The sequence below is a fragment of the Streptomyces scabichelini genome, from assembly GCF_011045015.1.
In the GTDB taxonomy this organism is placed as follows: domain Bacteria; phylum Actinomycetota; class Actinomycetes; order Streptomycetales; family Streptomycetaceae; genus Streptomyces; species Streptomyces scabichelini.
The window spans coordinates 1-15,720 of record NZ_JAAKZY010000232.1 but is presented as its reverse complement, the minus strand read 5'-3'; the positions used below and the strand labels follow the sequence as shown (position 1 = coordinate 15,720).

Genomic DNA, 15,720 nt, shown 5'->3' with positions numbered 1-15,720 from the left:
TCATAGTGTTTCGGTGGTCATAGCGTGAGGGAAACGCCCGGTTACATTCCGAACCCGGAAGCTAAGCCTTACAGCGCCGATGGTACTGCAGGGGGGACCCTGTGGGAGAGTAGGACACCGCCGAACTTCCTTTAGAGCTTCGGCCCTTGGACAAATGAGTCCGAGGGCCGAAGCTTTTTTGTTTCCAGGGTGCTATCCCGAACCCCTCCGCACCGCAGCGAGATGCCTGCGGGTAAGGTCAGGGGGCATCGTTGGCACGTTCCCACAGGGAGGCCCCCGGGTGGAGGTCCAAGAGACCCGCGTCCAGACAGACCGGGTCCTCACCATCCCGAACATCCTCAGCATGGCGCGCCTGGTGGGCGTCCCGCTCTTCCTGTGGCTGATCCTCTGGCCCGAGTTCGGCGGGCCCAAGAGCGACGGCTGGGCGCTTCTGGTGCTCATGCTGAGCGGCATCAGTGACTATTTGGACGGCAAGCTCGCCCGGCGCTGGAACCAGATCAGCAGTCTGGGCCGGCTGCTGGATCCCGCGGCCGACCGGCTCTACATTCTGTCGACTTTGGTCGGTCTCACCTGGCGCGAGATTCTGCCGCTCTGGCTGACGGGCATCCTGCTGGCGCGAGAGCTGGTTCTGTTGGTGATGGTGGGCATCCTCAGGCGCCACGGCTATCCGCCGCCACAGGTGAACTTCCTGGGGAAGGCTGCGACGTTCAACTTGATGTACGCCTTCCCGTTGCTGTTGCTCAGTGACGGAAGTGGATGGATTGCGTCACTCGCTGCTATTTTCGGATGGGCGTTCGCAGGATGGGGTACAACGCTCTACTGGTGGGCAGGGATCCTCTACGTGGTTCAGGTCCGCCGCCTTGTCCGCGCGGACGCCATGGCCGATTGAGCTCGCCGAATGGGCGGTCGTAGTGGCCTCTGATGGCCCGCAAGCAGAATGTGCGGGACAATCTGGACGGGTGAAGTCGGCTAGACCCTCATCTCTTCAAGGAGGACGCTTCCGACATGAAGGCCGTCGTGATGGCCGGAGGTGAAGGCACACGCCTTCGCCCCATGACCTCAAGCATGCCCAAGCCGCTCCTGCCCGTGGCCAATCGCCCGATCATGGAGCATGTGCTGCGGCTGCTCAAGCGGCATGGGCTCAACGAGACCGTCGTAACTGTCCAGTTCTTGGCCTCTCTCGTCAAGAACTACTTCGGCGACGGTGAAGAGCTCGGAATGGAGCTCACCTATGCCAATGAGGAGAAGCCACTCGGTACTGCCGGCAGCGTCAAGAACGCCGAGGAGGCGTTGAAGGACGACGCTTTCCTTGTGATCTCCGGTGATGCTCTGACCGACTTCGATCTCACCGAGCTGATCAATTTCCACAAGGAAAAGGGCGCACTTGTCACTGTCTGTCTGACGCGGGTCCCCAATCCGCTGGAATTCGGCATCACCATCGTGGACGACGAGGGCAAGGTCGAGCGCTTCCTTGAGAAGCCGACCTGGGGTCAGGTTTTCTCGGATACTGTGAATACGGGCATCTATGTGATGGAGCCCGAAGTATTCGACTATGTCGAGGCGGACGTTCCCGTCGACTGGTCCGGTGATGTCTTCCCGCAGCTTATGAAGGAGGGCAAGCCGGTCTACGGCTATGTTGCCGAGGGATATTGGGAGGACGTCGGCACGCACGAAAGTTATGTGAAGGCGCAGGCCGACGTCCTGGAGGGCAAGGTCGACGTCGAGCTCGACGGCTTCGAGATCTCACCCGGCGTGTGGGTGGCCGAGGGGGCCGAGGTGCATCCCGATGCAGTGCTGCGGGGGCCGCTGTACATCGGGGACTACGCCAAGGTCGAGGCCGACGTCGAAATCCGCGAGCACACCGTTGTCGGCTCGAACGTCGTGGTGAAGAGCGGGGCCTTTCTGCACAAGGCCGTTCTGCACGACAACGTGTACATCGGCCAGCACAGCAATCTGCGCGGCTGTGTCGTCGGAAAGAACACCGACATCATGCGGGCCGCGCGTATCGAGGACGGCGCCGTCATCGGCGACGAGTGCCTCGTCGGCGAGGAATCGATTGTGCAGGGGAACGTACGCGTCTACCCGTTCAAGACCATCGAGGCCGGTGCCTTCGTCAATACGTCGGTCATCTGGGAGTCCCGAGGTCAGGCCCATCTCTTCGGGGCCCGCGGAGTGTCCGGGATCCTCAACGTGGAGATCACCCCGGAGCTCGCCGTGCGCCTCGCTGGGGCTTATGCGACGACGCTCAAGAAGGGTTCCACGGTCACCACGGCCCGTGATCACTCCAGGGGTGCTCGTGCGCTGAAGCGGGCGGTCATCTCGGCGCTACAGGCCAGCGCCATCGACGTACGCGATCTGGAGAACGTACCGCTGCCGGTGGCGAGGCAGCAGACCGCGCGGGGCAGTGCCGGCGGGATCATGATCCGGACGACGCCGGGGGTGCCGGACTCCGTCGACATCATGTTCTTCGACGGGCGTGGGGCTGACCTCTCGCAAGGGAGTCAGCGAAAGCTGGACCGGGTGTTCGCGCGGCAGGAGTACCGGCGTGCGTTCCCGGGTGAGATCGGAGATCTGCACTTCCCGGCCAGTGTCTTCGACTCGTACACGGGCTCCTTGCTCAGGAATGTCGACACGACCGGGATTGCCGAGTCCGGGTTGAAAGTGGTCGTGGATGCCTCGAACGGCAGCGCCGGGCTGGTTCTGCCGAGTCTGTTGGGCAAGCTCGGTGTCGACTCGTTGACCATCAATCCCGGTCTCGACGAGTCGAGGCCCACGGAGACGGCGGACGCGCGCAGGTCGGGTCTTGTGCGACTCGGGGAGATCGTGGCGTCGGCGCGGGCCGCGTTCGGGGTGCGCTTCGACCCGGTTGGCGAGCGGCTCTCGCTCGTCGACGAGAAGGGGCGGATCGTCGAGGACGACCGGGCGCTGCTCGTCTTGCTCGACCTTGTGGCTGCCGAGCGGCGCAGCGGGCGTGTGGCGCTGCCGGTGACCACCACGAGGATCGCCGAGCAGGTGGCGGCGTATCACGGGACTCAGGTCGACTGGACGACCACCTCGCCGGACGATCTGACCCGCGTGGGGCGCGACGACTCGACGATCTTCGGAGGCGATGGGCGCGGTGGTTTCATCGTGCCGGAGTTCAGCAGTGTCTTCGACGGTGCGGCGGCCTTCGTACGGCTCATCGGTCTGGTGGCGCGGACGCAGCTCACGCTCAGCCAGATCGACGCCCGAATTCCGCGGGCGCATGTCCTCAAGCGCGATCTCGCGACTCCGTGGGCCGTCAAGGGACTCGTGATGCGGCGCGTGGTGGAGGCGGCCGGTGATCGGTTTGTGGACACCACCGATGGTGTACGGGTCGTGGAGACCGACGGGCGTTGGGTGATGGTGCTTCCGGACCCGGCGGAGGCGGTCACGCATCTGTGGGCGGAGGGCCCCGACGACGCGTCCGCCCAGGCGCTGCTCGACGAGTGGTCGTCCGTGGTGGACAGCGCCGGTCGCTGAGCACGCGCGCGTGCCGAACGGCGCCCCAGTGGGGCCCGTTCGGCACGTCGGTGGGGCCATTCGGAGTCGGCGGCCGCGACGTGCGACGATGTGCGGCATGCCGCAGCACCCCCCCGTTCGGAGTACCCCCACGCGCACTCCGCGCCCGGACGCCTCCATGTCGCTGCTCACCAACGTCATGGACCACAGCCTCGACGAGGGATACGCCGAGGCGGCCGCCCGTAAGAAGGCCGCAGGCGCCGGCGGTATGCCGAAGACACTGCGCGCGAAGCTCGGTCTCGCGGCCGGCCTGGTACTCGCGGCCCTGGTGGTCACTGTGGGGGCGGCACAGGCGCGGGTATCGGCTCCGGGCGTCGCCAAGGAGCGCGAGGAACTCATCGACCGTATCGATCGCGAAACCGCGGTGGCCGACAAACTTGAAGACAGTGTCGATGAGTTGCGCGACGACGTGAGCGCTCGGCAGCGCGAAGCGCTCAAGAAGCACGGTGGCGATCAGGGCGAACTGGTCGGCATGCTGTCGGGGGCTGTTGAGGTGCACGGTCCCGGCGTGAAGCTTGTCGTGAACGATGCCAAGGAAGCCGACCAGAGCGGTGACGGAGACGCGCGTGAGACGTCGGGGTTCTCCGACACCGGGCGGGTACGCGATCGCGACATGCAGCGGGTGGTCAACGGGCTGTGGGAGTCGGGCGCCGAGGCCATCACGATCAACGGGCAACGGCTGACGGCGCTGTCCGCGATCAGGGCGGCGGGCGACGCGATACTGGTCGACAACAAGCCGCTGGTGCCGCCGTACACGGTGCTCGCGGTGGGTGACGGCAAGGGGCTGAGCAGCAGGTTCCGGAGCAGCGGTGACGGGCAGTATCTGCAGGTTCTGCATGAGAACTTCGGGATCCGGACCGCCCTTTCCGTCGAGGAGGACGTCCGGCTGCCCGCCGCGCCGAGCGTCATAGTACGAACAGCAGAACCGAGCACAGAGAAGGGCACATCGTGATCGCCGTACTGGGCCTCGTCGTGGGAGTCGTGGCTGGATTGCTGGTTCGGCCCGAGATTCCGGCGGTGGTCGAGCCGTACCTCCCGATCGCCGTGGTGGCGGCGCTCGACGCCGTGTTCGGAGGCCTGCGCGCGATGCTCGACGGCATCTTCGACGACAAGGTCTTCGTGGTGTCGTTCCTGTCCAACGTGGTGGTGGCCGCGCTGATCGTCTTCCTGGGCGACAAGCTGGGCGTCGGCGCGCAGCTGTCCACGGGGGTCGTGGTCGTCCTCGGCATCCGCATCTTCTCCAACGCCGCGGCGATCCGCCGGCACGTGTTCCAGGCGTGAGGCCGATGAGCAGCCACGACGAGACCCCTGAGAAGACCCCCGAGACTCCTGAGAACCGGCTCCAGACTTCGGAGAACCGGCTGCGCAAGGAGCTGCCCGAAGAGGTGCCCGCCGAGGAGCCCACGGAGACCCCGGAAACCGTGTCCCCGGAGACGATGGAAGACGATCCCGAGCAGGGCGAGCCGCCCCTGTCCGGGCGTCAGCGGCTGGTGAAGGGCCTGTGGCCGCCACGCCTGTCACGTGCGCAACTCATCGTCGCCCTCCTGCTGTTCGGCCTCGGCTTCGGCCTGGCCGTTCAGGTCGCGTCCAACAGCGACAGCAGCGGCGCCCTGCGCGGCGCGCGCCAGGAAGATCTCGTACGCATCCTCGATGAACTGGATGACCGTACTCAGCGTCTGGAAGAGGAGAAACAGGGTCTCGAAGACCAGCGCACCGAGCTGGAGAACAGCTCGGACCAGGCCGAGGAGGCCCGTAAGCAGACGGTCGAGAAGGAGAAGCAGCTCGGCATTCTGGCGGGCACGGTGGCGGCGCAGGGGCCCGGCATCACAGTGACCATCGACGACACGAAGGGAACGGTCGAGGCCGACATGCTGCTCGACGCGATCCAGGAACTGCGCGCCGCCGGAGCGGAGGCGATCCAGGTCAATGGTGTACGGGTGGTCGCCGGCACCTACCTGACGGACGCGAGCGGCGGCGGAGTGAGCGTCGACGGGAACAAGATCAGCGCGCCCTATCGTTTCAAAGTCATCGGCAAGCCGCAGGACCTCGAACCGGCGCTCAACATCCCCGGGGGAGTCGTGCAGACCCTGGAGAAGGAGCAGGCCACTGTCACGGTGGAGCGCTCGGACAAGATCGTCGTGGACGCCTTGCGACCAGCGAAGCGGCCTGACTACGCTCGGTCGTCCTCCCAGTGAAGCGGGGGCGCATGCGAGCCGCTCGGCGAGGGCATGACGTTGCGGGGGGTCGACGCACCGAATGGGTGGTGCGTGGTGGAAACTGTCTGGTGGATACGGACGTTGTGAGGATGTCCGGCTCGACCGGTGTGTGCAATCAGGGTTCGTCCTGCCCCACGGGCGGGTCTGTTTCGGTCAAGGGGAATCGCCCGTGAAGTTGTTTGCGAAGTTGTTCGGCAGGAGCGCGCGAGAGGGCAGTGACAATGCCACTGCCCGGCATCGCGCAGCGCGCCATGGAGATGCCGAGGGGCAGGGGGAGCGCCCTCTGTTCCGGGATCAGGTCGGTGGTCCGGGCGATGACATTTCCGGTGGTCAGGGCGCGCCGTCTGTTGACCCTGCCCAGTCCGGCCGCATAGGTTTCGGGGAACCGTCAACCTCAAGTACGGGTGGAGGGTTCCCCTCCGATCCGTACGCGTCCAATGCCCAGGCAGGACAGCCGCGGCAGGAGGATCCGTCCATGTCGGCCCTGGTGTGTACGAGGTGCGGGAACCGCAACGCGGAGAACAGCCGGTTCTGCTCCAACTGCGGCGCGCCGCTGCGGGCCGGCGCGACCCCTGAGCGCCCGTCGGAGACCACCTCCACGATCTCCATCTCCGGTCTCGAGGCCTACGACGCCGAAGCCACCGGCCAGACGCAGATGCCCATGCTCTCTCCGGAGGCGCAGGCGGCCGTTGACGCGTTGCCGCTCGGTTCGGCGCTCCTGGTGGTGCGTCGCGGCCCGAACTCCGGCAGCCGCTTCCTGCTGGACGGTGAGCTGACCACGGCAGGCCGCCATCCGCAGAGCGACATCTTCCTCGACGACGTGACCGTGTCGCGCCGCCATGTGGAATTCCGGCGCCAACCGGACGGCACATTCACGGTGGCGGACGTCGGCAGCTTGAACGGCACGTACGTCAACCGCGAGCGGATCGACTCCGTCCCGCTGTCGAACGGCGACGAGGTGCAGATCGGCAAGTACCGGCTGGTCTTCTACGCGAGCCAGCGGGGCATCTGACCCTCCCCCAGACCCCGTCCGGGGGGACTCCCCAGGAAGGTCCATGCTTCAAACACCGAGCGGCGGTACCGGAAACGGTGCCGCCGCCACGGCCAGCGACCTGATGAGCATCGGCACGGTGCTGAACGTGCTGCGTGACGAGTTCCCCGAAGTCACCATCTCCAAGATCCGCTTCCTGGAGTCGGAGGGGCTGATCGAGCCGCAGCGGACCCCGTCGGGATACCGGAAGTTCAGCGCGGACGACGTCGAGCGCCTGGGCCATGTACTGAGGATGCAGCGGGATCACTATCTGCCCCTGAAGGTGATCCGCGAGCACCTGGACGCCATGGAGCGCGGTGAGGCGATTCCGTTGCCGTCCCTGGGGCGGCAGCGTGACGGCGAGGTCGCCGGCGAGCCGGCGGAGCACACCGCGGCGCGGATCGGACGGGCCGAGCTGCTGGCCGCCGCCGAGATCGAGGAGCGGGAGCTCGACGAGTGGGAGTCGTACGGGCTCATCACCCCGCTCCCGGACGGGGGCTACGACGCCGAGTCGGTGACCGTGGCCGGGCTCGTCGGGGAACTCGGGCGGTTCGGGATCGAGCCGCGGCATCTGCGGGCCATGAAGGCCGCCGCCGACCGCGAGGCCGGGCTCGTCGACCAGGTCGTCGCCCCGCTGCGCCGCCACCGCAACCCGCAGACCAGGGCACACGCGGAAGCACAGACCAAGGAGCTGGCGGGGCTCGCGGTCAAGCTGCACGCCGCGCTGGTGCAGTCCGCGCTCGGCGTGCGGCTGCCCTGAACCAGGACCCGCGCGGGGCGCTGGACTGGCCGCCCGCTGACCCGCGTGAGGCGCCGGATCGGCCGCCCGTTCCGTGCTCGACTACCCAAAGATGCCGACCACGGCCTAGGGTTGCTGTGTGAACGAGCTCGACGTCGTAGGTGTCCGGGTCGAAATGCCCTCCAACCAACCGATCGTGCTCCTGCGTGAAGTGGGAGGCGACCGTTACCTCCCCATCTGGATCGGGCCTGGGGAGGCGACGGCGATCGCCTTCGCTCAGCAGGGCATGGCTCCCGCGCGACCGCTGACCCACGACCTGTTCAAGGACGTGCTGGAGGCCGTCGGCCAGGAGCTCACCGAAGTACGCATCACGGACCTGCGGGACGGTGTCTTCTACGCGGAGCTGGTGTTCGCCAGCGGAGTCGAAGTCAGCGCCCGGCCGTCCGACGCCATAGCGCTGGCGCTGCGCACCGGGACGCCGATCTACGGCAGTGACGGTGTCCTGGATGACGCGGGGATCGCGATTCCGGACGAGCAGGAGGACGAAGTGGAGAAGTTCCGCGAGTTCCTCGACCAGATCTCGCCCGAGGACTTCGGGACCAACAGCCAGTGACCCGGCCTCGGACAGACAACCAGTGCCCCCGCTTCGGGACGAACACCCAGTGACCCTCCGGGACCGCCGGACGACAGGGCGTGCGGCGGCCGCGCCGAGAGCATTCGGCTAGCCTTTCCCCGCGGTGGGGCACGGGAAACCACTCTTAGGGTGATTATCACTCGGCGTGCCGAGTGCGGTGGTCGTTGACGCACCCCCCGTGACTGCCTACCGTCGAGAAGGCAGGTCAAGGACGGAGGTCGGCGTGAGAATGAGCGGCGACGGTACGGCTGAGGGTGCCCCCGGACGCAGTCCGGTGGCGAGCGACCCGTACCCTCCCACAGGCTCTCGGCCCCGCTCGAGCGAGGGCTACCCCCATCCCGGTAGCCCGGCCGACCCCACCGCACAACGGCCGACGGCGGTGCCGCCCGGTGGTGAGGTGGCGTCCGAGGAGATCGGTTATCGCGGACCCACGGCCTGTGCGGCCGCGGGCATCACCTACCGGCAACTGGACTACTGGGCCCGGACGGGGCTCGTCGAACCGAGTGTGCGGCCCGCCTACGGTTCGGGGACGCAGCGGTTGTACAGCTTCCGGGACGTCGTCGTCCTGAAGATCGTCAAGCGATTCCTCGACACGGGCGTGTCGCTGCAGAACATCCGTACAGCGGTCCAGCACCTGCGGGAGCGCGGGTTCCGGGACCTTGAGCGCATGACGCTGATGAGCGACGGAGCGACGGTGTACGAGTGCTCCTCGCCCGACGAGGTCCACGCGCTGCTCCAGGGCGGGCAGGGCATCTTCGGGATCGCCGTGGGCGTGGTCTGGCGAGACGTGGAGAGCGCGCTCTCACAGCTGCACGGGGAGCGCGTCGACACCGGCGAGACGCTCGTCGGCCACCATCCCGCGGACGAGCTGGCGCGGCGCCGCAACCGCGCGGTCTGAGCGAGCGGTCCGAGGAGCTGAGCGCTCCGCCGCGTGAGCGCTCCGCTGGGGGCGCGGTTCGAGGCTGCGGGTTCGTTGTGGCTGGTCGCGCCCACGCGGCGGAGCCGCAAATGGACACTGCCCCGCGCCCCTTACGGGGCGCTGCCGAACCGTAGCGGACTTCGCCCCACCTGGTTGGATCGCAGCGCATGTCAGCGGCGAGAGCCCTGCGTACCGGGGCATTGTCAGTGGCGTAGGGCAGCATCGGACATGTGAGAACCGCGCCCACGATCCTGCATCTCGACATGGATGCCTTCTTTGCTTCGGCGGAGCAGGCATCCAAGCCGAGCCTGCGCGGGAAAGCGGTGATCGTGGGCGGACTCGGGCCGCGGGGCGTCGTCGCCACCTGCTCGTACGAGGCACGGGTCTTCGGAGTGCATTCGGCGATGCCCATGGCGCAGGCGCGACGGCTGGCGCCGAACGCCGCGTATCTCGTGCCGCGCTTCGGCTTCTACCGGGAGATCAGCGAGCAGGTGATGGGGCTGTTGCGGGAGCTGTCGCCGCTGGTGGAACCTCTGAGCCTGGACGAGGCCTTCGTGGACCTGGAGGCCGGGGGAGCGGCCTGGGACGAGGCTTCGGCGCGGCTGGCGGGGGCGAAGCTGCGCGCGGACATCCGGGCCGTCACCGGCTTGACCGGGTCGGTGGGGCTCGCCGCGTCCAAGATGCTCGCGAAGATCGCCTCCGAGCAGGCCAAGCCCGACGGTCTGGTGGTGATAGAGCCGGGGTCGGAGCGGGAGCTGCTGGCTCCCATGTCGGTGCGCACGCTGCCCGGGGTGGGGCCGGCCACCGGGGATCATCTGCGGCGGGCCGGGATCACGACGGTGGGCGAGATCGCCGAGGCGGGTGAGGACGAGGTCGTACGGCTGCTCGGGAAGGCCCACGGGATCTCGCTGTACGCCATGGCGCTGGCGCACGACGAGCGGCCCGTGGTGGCCGAGCGGGACACCAAGTCGGTGTCCGTCGAGGACACGTACGACGTGGACATCCACGACCGGGTGCGGGTGCGGATAGAGGTGCAGCGGCTCGCCGAGCGGTGTGTGCGGCGGCTGCGCGGCGCGCGGCTGTCGGGGCGGACCATCGTCCTGAAGGTGCGGCGGTACGACTTCTCGACGCTGACCCGTTCCGAGACGCTGCGGGGGCCCACGGACGATCCCACGGTGGTGCGGGAGGCAGCCGCGCGGCTGCTGGAGTCGGTCGACACCACCGGAGGTGTACGCCTGCTGGGAGTCGGGGTCTCCGGGCTCGCCGACTACACGCAGGAGGATCTCTTCGCGCAGGCGCAGGCGCAGGCGCAGGCACAGACTCAAGCCCAGGCCCAGGGGGAGACCCAGGCCCATGCCCAGGTGCCGGCGGGCGAGTTGGAGCGTCCGACGGAGGAAGAGGCGGAGGAGTCGGCCGAGGAGCAGGAGGCGCCCGCCATGCGGCGGTGGCCCGCGGGACATGACGTACGCCATGCCGAGTTCGGGCACGGGTGGGTGCAGGGCAGTGGCCTTGGGCGGGTCACGGTGCGGTTCGAGACACCGGACTCGGAGCCCGGGCGTGTACGCACGTTCCGGACCGACGATCCGGAGCTGGAGCCGGCGGATCCGCTGCCGCTGGTGCCGCAGCGCTCCGCTGGGTAACGCGGGCTGGAACCTGCGGGTCCGTTGTGGCTGGTCGCGCAGTTCCCCGCGCCCCTAGAGGCCGCAGGCCTCTTAGGAGTCGTCCGAGCCTGCCAGGCGGCCGAAGTCGCGGTCCGGGGGCGGGGGCGGGGCCGCCACGTCGAGACCGTAGTGGTGGTAGAGCTGGAGTTCCTGCTCGGGGGAGAGATGGCGGCCGACGCCGAAGTCCGGAGCGTCCTTGATCAGGGCGCGGTCGAAGGGAATCCGCAGGGCACCCTCGACCAGTTCGCTGGGCTCAAGGGGCACGAAGGCGTCCCTGCCGAACAGGCCTGTGCGTATGGCCGCCCACTCCGGCGCACCGGTCGCGTCGTCGAGATAGACCTCGTCGACGGTGCCGATCTTGTTGCCGTTGCGGTCGAGCGCCTTGCGGCCGATCAGGTTGCGCGGATCGATGTCGGTCTGCACGGGCCCTCCAGCTGGTCACAACTCATCCGTCAGCACTACGCATCCATAGGCACTACGAAAGAGCACTTTGAGGAGGGCGGCCACTCGGGGGATGCCCGCTGGTAGGCTGGCACCGGCCGCTTACCCCATGCGGGAGAGTCCTCCAAGGCTTCATCGGAGGCGCCGAAGGAGCAAATCCTCCCCGGAATCTCTCAGGCCCACGTACCGCATGGATGAGGCCACTCTGGAAAGCAGAGCGGGTGTCCACGGCTTCCGCTCTCACCGACGGTGAAAACCGGGACGCCGAGAGCGGGCGGGCCGGTGAAGCTCTCAGGTTGAGATGACAGAGGGGGAGGCCGTCCGGGCACCCGTTTCGTGGTGCCCTCGAAGGTCGTGTCAGACCAGGAGGCCTCCGCAAATGACCGCCCATCGCATTCCGCTCTCCGAGCTCGAACGGGGAATCCCCTTCGAGCAGCGTCACATCGGGCCCGACACCGAAGCGTGGGCGAAGATGCTCGCGCAGGTGGGCTACGGCTCGCTCGACGAGCTGACGGCCGCCGCGGTGCCGGACGTGATCAAGGACGCCGAGGCGCTCGCGCTGCCGGGCGCGCGCACCGAGGCCGAGGTCCTCGCCGAACTGCGCTCGCTCGCGGACCGCAACGAGGTCCTCGATTCGATGATCGGCCTCGGCTACTACGGCACGTTCACGCCGCCGGTGATCCTGCGCAACGTCATGGAGAACCCGGCCTGGTACACGGCGTACACGCCGTACCAGCCGGAGATCTCGCAGGGCCGCCTCGAGGCGCTGCTGAACTTCCAGACCATGGTCGCCGAGCTGACGGGCCTGCCCACCTCGGGTGCCTCGCTGCTCGACGAGGGCACCGCGGCCGCCGAGGCCATGGCGCTGTCACGGCGTGTGGGCAAGGTCAAGAACGGTGTCTTCCTCGTCGACGCCGACGCGCTGCCGCAGACCATCGCCGTGATCGAGACGCGCGCCGAGCCGACCGGAGTCGAGGTCGTCGTCGCGGACCTCGGCGAAGGCATCCCGGCCGAGATCGCCGAGCGCGGCGTCACGGGCGTGCTCCTCCAGTACCCGGGCGCCTCCGGAGCCGTACGGGACATCAAGCCCGTCATCGACCAGGCGCACGAACTGGGTGCGATCGTCACCGTCGCCGCCGATCTGCTGGCGCTGACGCTGCTCACCTCGCCGGGCGAGCTCGGCGCCGACATCGCGGTCGGCACGACGCAGCGCTTCGGAGTGCCGATGGGCTTCGGCGGGCCGCACGCCGGATACATGGCGGTGCACGAGAAGTTCGCGCGCAACCTGCCCGGCCGTCTCGTCGGCGTCTCGGTCGACGCGGACGGCGACAAGGCCTACCGGCTCGCCCTGCAGACGCGGGAGCAGCACATCCGCCGGGAGAAGGCGACCAGCAACATCTGTACGGCTCAGGTGCTGCTCGCCGTGATGGCCGGGATGTACGCCGTCTATCACGGTCCCCAGGGCCTCAAGGCGATCGCGCAACGCACCCACCGGTATGCCGCGATCCTCGCCGAGGGCCTGAAGGCCGGCGGTGTCGAGGTCGTACACGAGGCGTACTTCGACACGCTCACCGTGCGGGTGCCGGACCGGGCCGCCGAGATCGTCGCGGCCGCACGCGAGGGCGGGGTCAACGTGCGCCTCGTCGACGCCGATCACCTGTCCATGGCCTGCGACGAGACGACCACGCGGACCCAGCTGGGGGCCGTCTGGACGGCGTTCGGTGTCGAGGGTGACATCGAGGCGCTGGACGCCTCCGTCGTGGACACGCTGCCCGGCGCGCTGCTGCGCACCGACGAGTACCTCACGCACCCGGTGTTCCACCAGCACCGCTCCGAGACCGCGATGCTGCGCTATCTGCGCCGTCTCGCCGACCGCGACTACGCGCTCGACCGCGGCATGATCCCGCTGGGCTCCTGCACCATGAAGCTCAACGGGACCACCGAGATGGAGCCGGTCACCTGGCCGGAGTTCGGGCAGCTGCACCCCTTCGCGCCCGCCGAGCAGGCACAGGGCTACCTCACGCTCATCCGTGAACTGGAGGAGCAGCTCGCCGAGGCCACCGGCTACGACAAGGTGTCGCTCCAGCCCAACGCCGGTTCGCAGGGCGAGCTGGCCGGTCTGCTCGCCGTACGCGGCTACCACCGCGCCAACGGCGACGAGCAGCGCACCGTCTGCCTCATCCCCTCCTCCGCGCACGGCACGAACGCCGCGAGCGCCGTCATGGCCGGCATGAAGGTCGTCGTCGTGAAGACCGCCGAGGACGGCGAGATCGACGTCGAGGACCTGCGGGCCAAGATCGAGCAGTACCGCGACGAGCTGTCGGTTCTGATGATCACGTACCCCTCGACGCACGGTGTGTTCGAGGAGCACGTCGCCGACATCTGCGCGCAGGTGCACGACGCGGGCGGCCAGGTGTACGTGGACGGCGCCAATCTGAACGCGCTGGTGGGCCTTGCCAAGCCGGGCCGTTTCGGCGGTGACGTGTCGCACCTGAACCTGCACAAGACGTTCTGCATCCCGCACGGTGGCGGCGGTCCCGGCGTCGGCCCGGTCGGCGTGCGCGCACACCTCGCGCCGTATCTGCCGAACCACCCGCTGCAGCCCGCCGCGGGCCCCGAGACGGGCGTCGGCCCGATCTCGGCCGCTCCGTGGGGTTCGGCCGGCATCCTGCCGATCTCCTGGGCGTACGTACGTCTCATGGGCGGCGAAGGGCTCAAGCGGGCCACGCAGGTGGCCGTGCTGTCGGCCAACTACATCGCCAAGCGCCTGGAGCCGCACTACCCCGTGCTCTACACAGGCCCCGGCGGGCTCGTGGCGCACGAGTGCATCATCGATCTGCGGCCGCTGACCAAGGCGACCGGCGTGAGTGTCGACGACATCGCCAAGCGGCTGATCGACTACGGGTTCCACGCGCCGACGATGTCCTTCCCGGTGGCCGGGACGCTGATGATCGAGCCGACCGAGAGTGAGGACCTGGCCGAACTCGACCGGTTCTGCGAGGCGATGATCGCCATTCGGGCGGAGGTCGAGCGGGTCGGCTCGGGTGAGTGGCCGGCGGACGACAACCCGCTGCGGAACGCTCCGCACACGGCGGCGGCGCTCGGCGGCGCGTGGGAGCACGCGTACAGCCGTGAGGAGGCCGTCTTCCCGGCAGGTGTGTCGGCAGCGGACAAGTACTGGCCGCCGGTGCGGCGGATCGACCAGGCGTACGGCGACCGGAACCTGGTGTGCTCCTGCCCGCCGCTGGACGCTTACGACGAGTAGCCGCGTGATCCCTCCCGGACATGCGTCGGGGCCGGTTCCGGGAAGTCCCGGGGCCGGCCCCCTCATGTGTCTGAGCAGCGTGCCTGGCGTCGCCCGTGGTGCGCCGTGCGGCTCAGGCGGCCGTCATCACCTGGGCAGTGACAAGCGGTCGGTGCGGGTCGATGATCCGGCCGTCCGGCAGGAGCTCACCGGTGTCCTCGAAGAGCAGGACGCCGTTGCACAGCAGGCTCCATCCCTGCTCCGGGTGGTGCGCCACGAGGAGCGCTGCTTCCCGGTCGGCGGAGTCGGCTGTCGGACACGGTGGCTGGTGCTGGCACATTGATGGGATCTTTCGCTGTGAGTTGAGGTCGGTGATCGTCGTCGTGTCTGTCCTGCGGCTCGATGTGGTGTTCATGGCCGCCCCCCGTTTGTCAGTCGGTACGGAACCCAGTGTTGCCCTACGGGCGTCAATCCGCAGGTATTTAGCGGCAGCGCTCCTCACAGGTTGATGACGCACCACCCGTGCGGATGGTTCATTCCAACTGGACGGTCTGTTCGGGTGGTTCAAGGTGGTCGGATAGGTCTAGTCCGAACGGGCCGGGCGTGCGCTGTGTTCCCACGGCGTCACTGCGTGCAGCAATGTGCCCCGCGGCCGGAGTGGGGCCACGGGGCACGAAGTCCGAGGTGTGCTCAGGCGGGTGAGCCGAGCAGCGGAGGAGCAGCGGTGGGTGTGAGCCGGTTGGTCAGGACGGGCAGCAGTTCGGCCACGCGGTGCGGGCGGTGCGCGGCGATGCCGGGCGGCGCGGGCGCCAGGGGCACCAGGAGATCGTTGGCGGCGGGATGGCCTTCGCCGCCGTCGGCAGTGCAGTCGCCGTGCAGCCAGAGCGTCAGCATGTAGAGCTCGGGTACGGACAGCAGGCGTGCCTGGTACGACTGCGTCATGGTCTCGGCCTGGCGCAGCGCGCGCTCCGTGGCCGTGACGTACGGACCCTCGAAGAAGTGGGAGAAGGCCCAGCCGTCGGGGGTCAGCCTGGTCTCGGCGGCCGCTACGGCCTGGCCGCCGCAGCGGATGAGGAAGCGCCAGCCGGCGAGCCGCGTGGCCGAGGCGCCAGCCGGGGTGATCCGGTCGAGCACGTGGACGGGCAGCGGGAGGTCGGTTGTCGCGGGTCCCTGTGCGTTGCGCAGGGAGGGGGTGGGTGCCTCGCGGACGGCGGTGGGGGAACCGAGGGCCGTGAGAACGGTACGTACAGCGGGCGCGGGAGCCGGGGGGACATGCAGCGGCATGGTGGGTCGCCT

Annotated in this window: 14 protein-coding genes, 1 rRNA gene and 1 riboswitch; of the genes, 12 read left to right on the top strand and 3 right to left on the bottom strand. The window is 68.4% G+C overall.

All coding sequences use genetic code 11. From position 1 onward, the window contains the following. Positions 1 to 9: 9 nt before the first annotated feature. The 11 genes from rrf to G5C60_RS42435 all read left to right on the top strand — a co-directional run bounded on the left by rrf (position 10) and on the right by G5C60_RS42435 (position 10,718). Positions 10 to 126: ribosomal RNA gene (rrf, locus tag G5C60_RS42485) — 5S ribosomal RNA — on the top strand. Positions 127 to 280: 154 nt separating this feature from the next. Further along, complete coding sequence (clsA, locus tag G5C60_RS42480) at positions 281 to 889, top strand: cardiolipin synthase ClsA (RefSeq protein ID WP_165268106.1); 609 nt, start codon at positions 281 to 283, stop codon at positions 887 to 889. 116 nt (positions 890 to 1,005) lie between these two features. After that, the gene (locus G5C60_RS42475) at positions 1,006 to 3,501 is read left to right on the top strand and encodes a mannose-1-phosphate guanyltransferase (protein ID WP_165268104.1); all 2,496 of its coding nucleotides are present in this window, start codon (positions 1,006 to 1,008) and stop codon (positions 3,499 to 3,501) included. Between the two features lie 97 nt (positions 3,502 to 3,598). Continuing rightward, positions 3,599 to 4,492 (top strand): DUF881 domain-containing protein, encoded by an 894-nt coding sequence (locus G5C60_RS42470; RefSeq protein WP_420907461.1) that lies wholly within the window; start codon positions 3,599 to 3,601, stop codon positions 4,490 to 4,492. Beyond that, positions 4,489 to 4,821: a DUF1290 domain-containing protein gene (locus G5C60_RS42465; RefSeq protein ID WP_165268102.1), complete on the top strand. Its 333-nt coding sequence runs from the start codon at positions 4,489 to 4,491 to the stop codon at positions 4,819 to 4,821. The genes G5C60_RS42470 and G5C60_RS42465 overlap by 4 nt, the downstream gene beginning before the upstream one ends. A 5-nt stretch (positions 4,822 to 4,826) precedes the next feature. Next, positions 4,827 to 5,735, top strand: a complete 909-nt coding sequence (locus tag G5C60_RS42460; RefSeq protein WP_241267474.1) for a DUF881 domain-containing protein — start codon at positions 4,827 to 4,829, stop codon at positions 5,733 to 5,735. Between the two features lie 61 nt (positions 5,736 to 5,796). Continuing rightward, complete coding sequence (locus G5C60_RS42455) at positions 5,797 to 6,768, top strand: FHA domain-containing protein (RefSeq protein ID WP_165268100.1); 972 nt, start codon at positions 5,797 to 5,799, stop codon at positions 6,766 to 6,768. Between the two features lie 43 nt (positions 6,769 to 6,811). Further along, positions 6,812 to 7,546: a transcriptional regulator FtsR gene (gene ftsR, locus G5C60_RS42450; protein ID WP_165268098.1), complete on the top strand. Its 735-nt coding sequence runs from the start codon at positions 6,812 to 6,814 to the stop codon at positions 7,544 to 7,546. A 118-nt stretch (positions 7,547 to 7,664) separates the two neighbouring features. Further along, a complete protein-coding gene (locus G5C60_RS42445; RefSeq protein ID WP_033327106.1) occupies positions 7,665 to 8,138 on the top strand; it encodes a bifunctional nuclease family protein in 474 nt (157 codons plus the stop codon). Between the two features lie 244 nt (positions 8,139 to 8,382). Beyond that, a complete protein-coding gene (locus G5C60_RS42440; protein ID WP_165268096.1) occupies positions 8,383 to 9,057 on the top strand; it encodes a MerR family transcriptional regulator in 675 nt (224 codons plus the stop codon). 251 nt (positions 9,058 to 9,308) lie between these two features. Further along, positions 9,309 to 10,718 (top strand): DNA polymerase IV, encoded by a 1,410-nt coding sequence (locus G5C60_RS42435; protein ID WP_165268094.1) that lies wholly within the window; start codon positions 9,309 to 9,311, stop codon positions 10,716 to 10,718. A 72-nt stretch (positions 10,719 to 10,790) separates the two neighbouring features. Here G5C60_RS42435 and G5C60_RS54385 read toward each other — a convergent pair whose 3' ends face one another. Next, positions 10,791 to 11,162: a PRC-barrel domain-containing protein gene (locus tag G5C60_RS54385; protein ID WP_165268092.1), complete on the bottom strand. Its 372-nt coding sequence runs from the start codon at positions 11,160 to 11,162 to the stop codon at positions 10,791 to 10,793. Positions 11,163 to 11,282: 120 nt separating this feature from the next. Further along, positions 11,283 to 11,379, top strand: a riboswitch (glycine riboswitch). Positions 11,380 to 11,559: 180 nt separating this feature from the next. Here G5C60_RS54385 and gcvP point away from each other — a divergent pair. Continuing rightward, positions 11,560 to 14,445, top strand: a complete 2,886-nt coding sequence (gcvP, locus tag G5C60_RS42425) for an aminomethyl-transferring glycine dehydrogenase (RefSeq protein ID WP_165268090.1) — start codon at positions 11,560 to 11,562, stop codon at positions 14,443 to 14,445. 112 nt (positions 14,446 to 14,557) lie between these two features. Here gcvP and G5C60_RS42420 read toward each other — a convergent pair whose 3' ends face one another. Together G5C60_RS42420 and G5C60_RS42415 are read right to left on the bottom strand one after the other, a co-directional pair. Then, entirely contained in the window at positions 14,558 to 14,764 is a 207-nt protein-coding gene (locus G5C60_RS42420; protein ID WP_165268108.1) for a DUF5999 family protein, read from the bottom strand. 350 nt (positions 14,765 to 15,114) lie between these two features. Then, on the bottom strand, positions 15,115 to 15,708 hold the full coding sequence (locus G5C60_RS42415) for a hypothetical protein (RefSeq protein WP_165268088.1): 594 nt from the start codon (positions 15,706 to 15,708) through the stop codon (positions 15,115 to 15,117). Positions 15,709 to 15,720: the final 12 nt, after the last annotated feature.

What these genes read in the sequence shown, in the direction of transcription:
- G5C60_RS42475 (WP_165268104.1), top strand. Translation starts at nt 1,006, where the DNA reads ATGAAGGCCGTCGTGATGGCCGGAGGTGAAGGCACACGCCTTCGCCCC.
- G5C60_RS42470 (WP_420907461.1), top strand. Translation starts at nt 3,599, where the DNA reads ATGCCGCAGCACCCCCCCGTTCGGAGTACCCCCACGCGCACTCCGCGC.
- G5C60_RS42460 (WP_241267474.1), top strand. Translation starts at nt 4,827, where the DNA reads ATGAGCAGCCACGACGAGACCCCTGAGAAGACCCCCGAGACTCCTGAG.
- G5C60_RS42455 (WP_165268100.1), top strand. Translation starts at nt 5,797, where the DNA reads ATGGGTGGTGCGTGGTGGAAACTGTCTGGTGGATACGGACGTTGTGAG.
- ftsR (WP_165268098.1), top strand. Translation starts at nt 6,812, where the DNA reads ATGCTTCAAACACCGAGCGGCGGTACCGGAAACGGTGCCGCCGCCACG.
- gcvP (WP_165268090.1), top strand. Translation starts at nt 11,560, where the DNA reads ATGACCGCCCATCGCATTCCGCTCTCCGAGCTCGAACGGGGAATCCCC.
- G5C60_RS42420 (WP_165268108.1), bottom strand. Translation starts at nt 14,764, where the DNA reads ATGTGCCAGCACCAGCCACCGTGTCCGACAGCCGACTCCGCCGACCGG.
- G5C60_RS42415 (WP_165268088.1), bottom strand. Translation starts at nt 15,708, where the DNA reads ATGCCGCTGCATGTCCCCCCGGCTCCCGCGCCCGCTGTACGTACCGTT.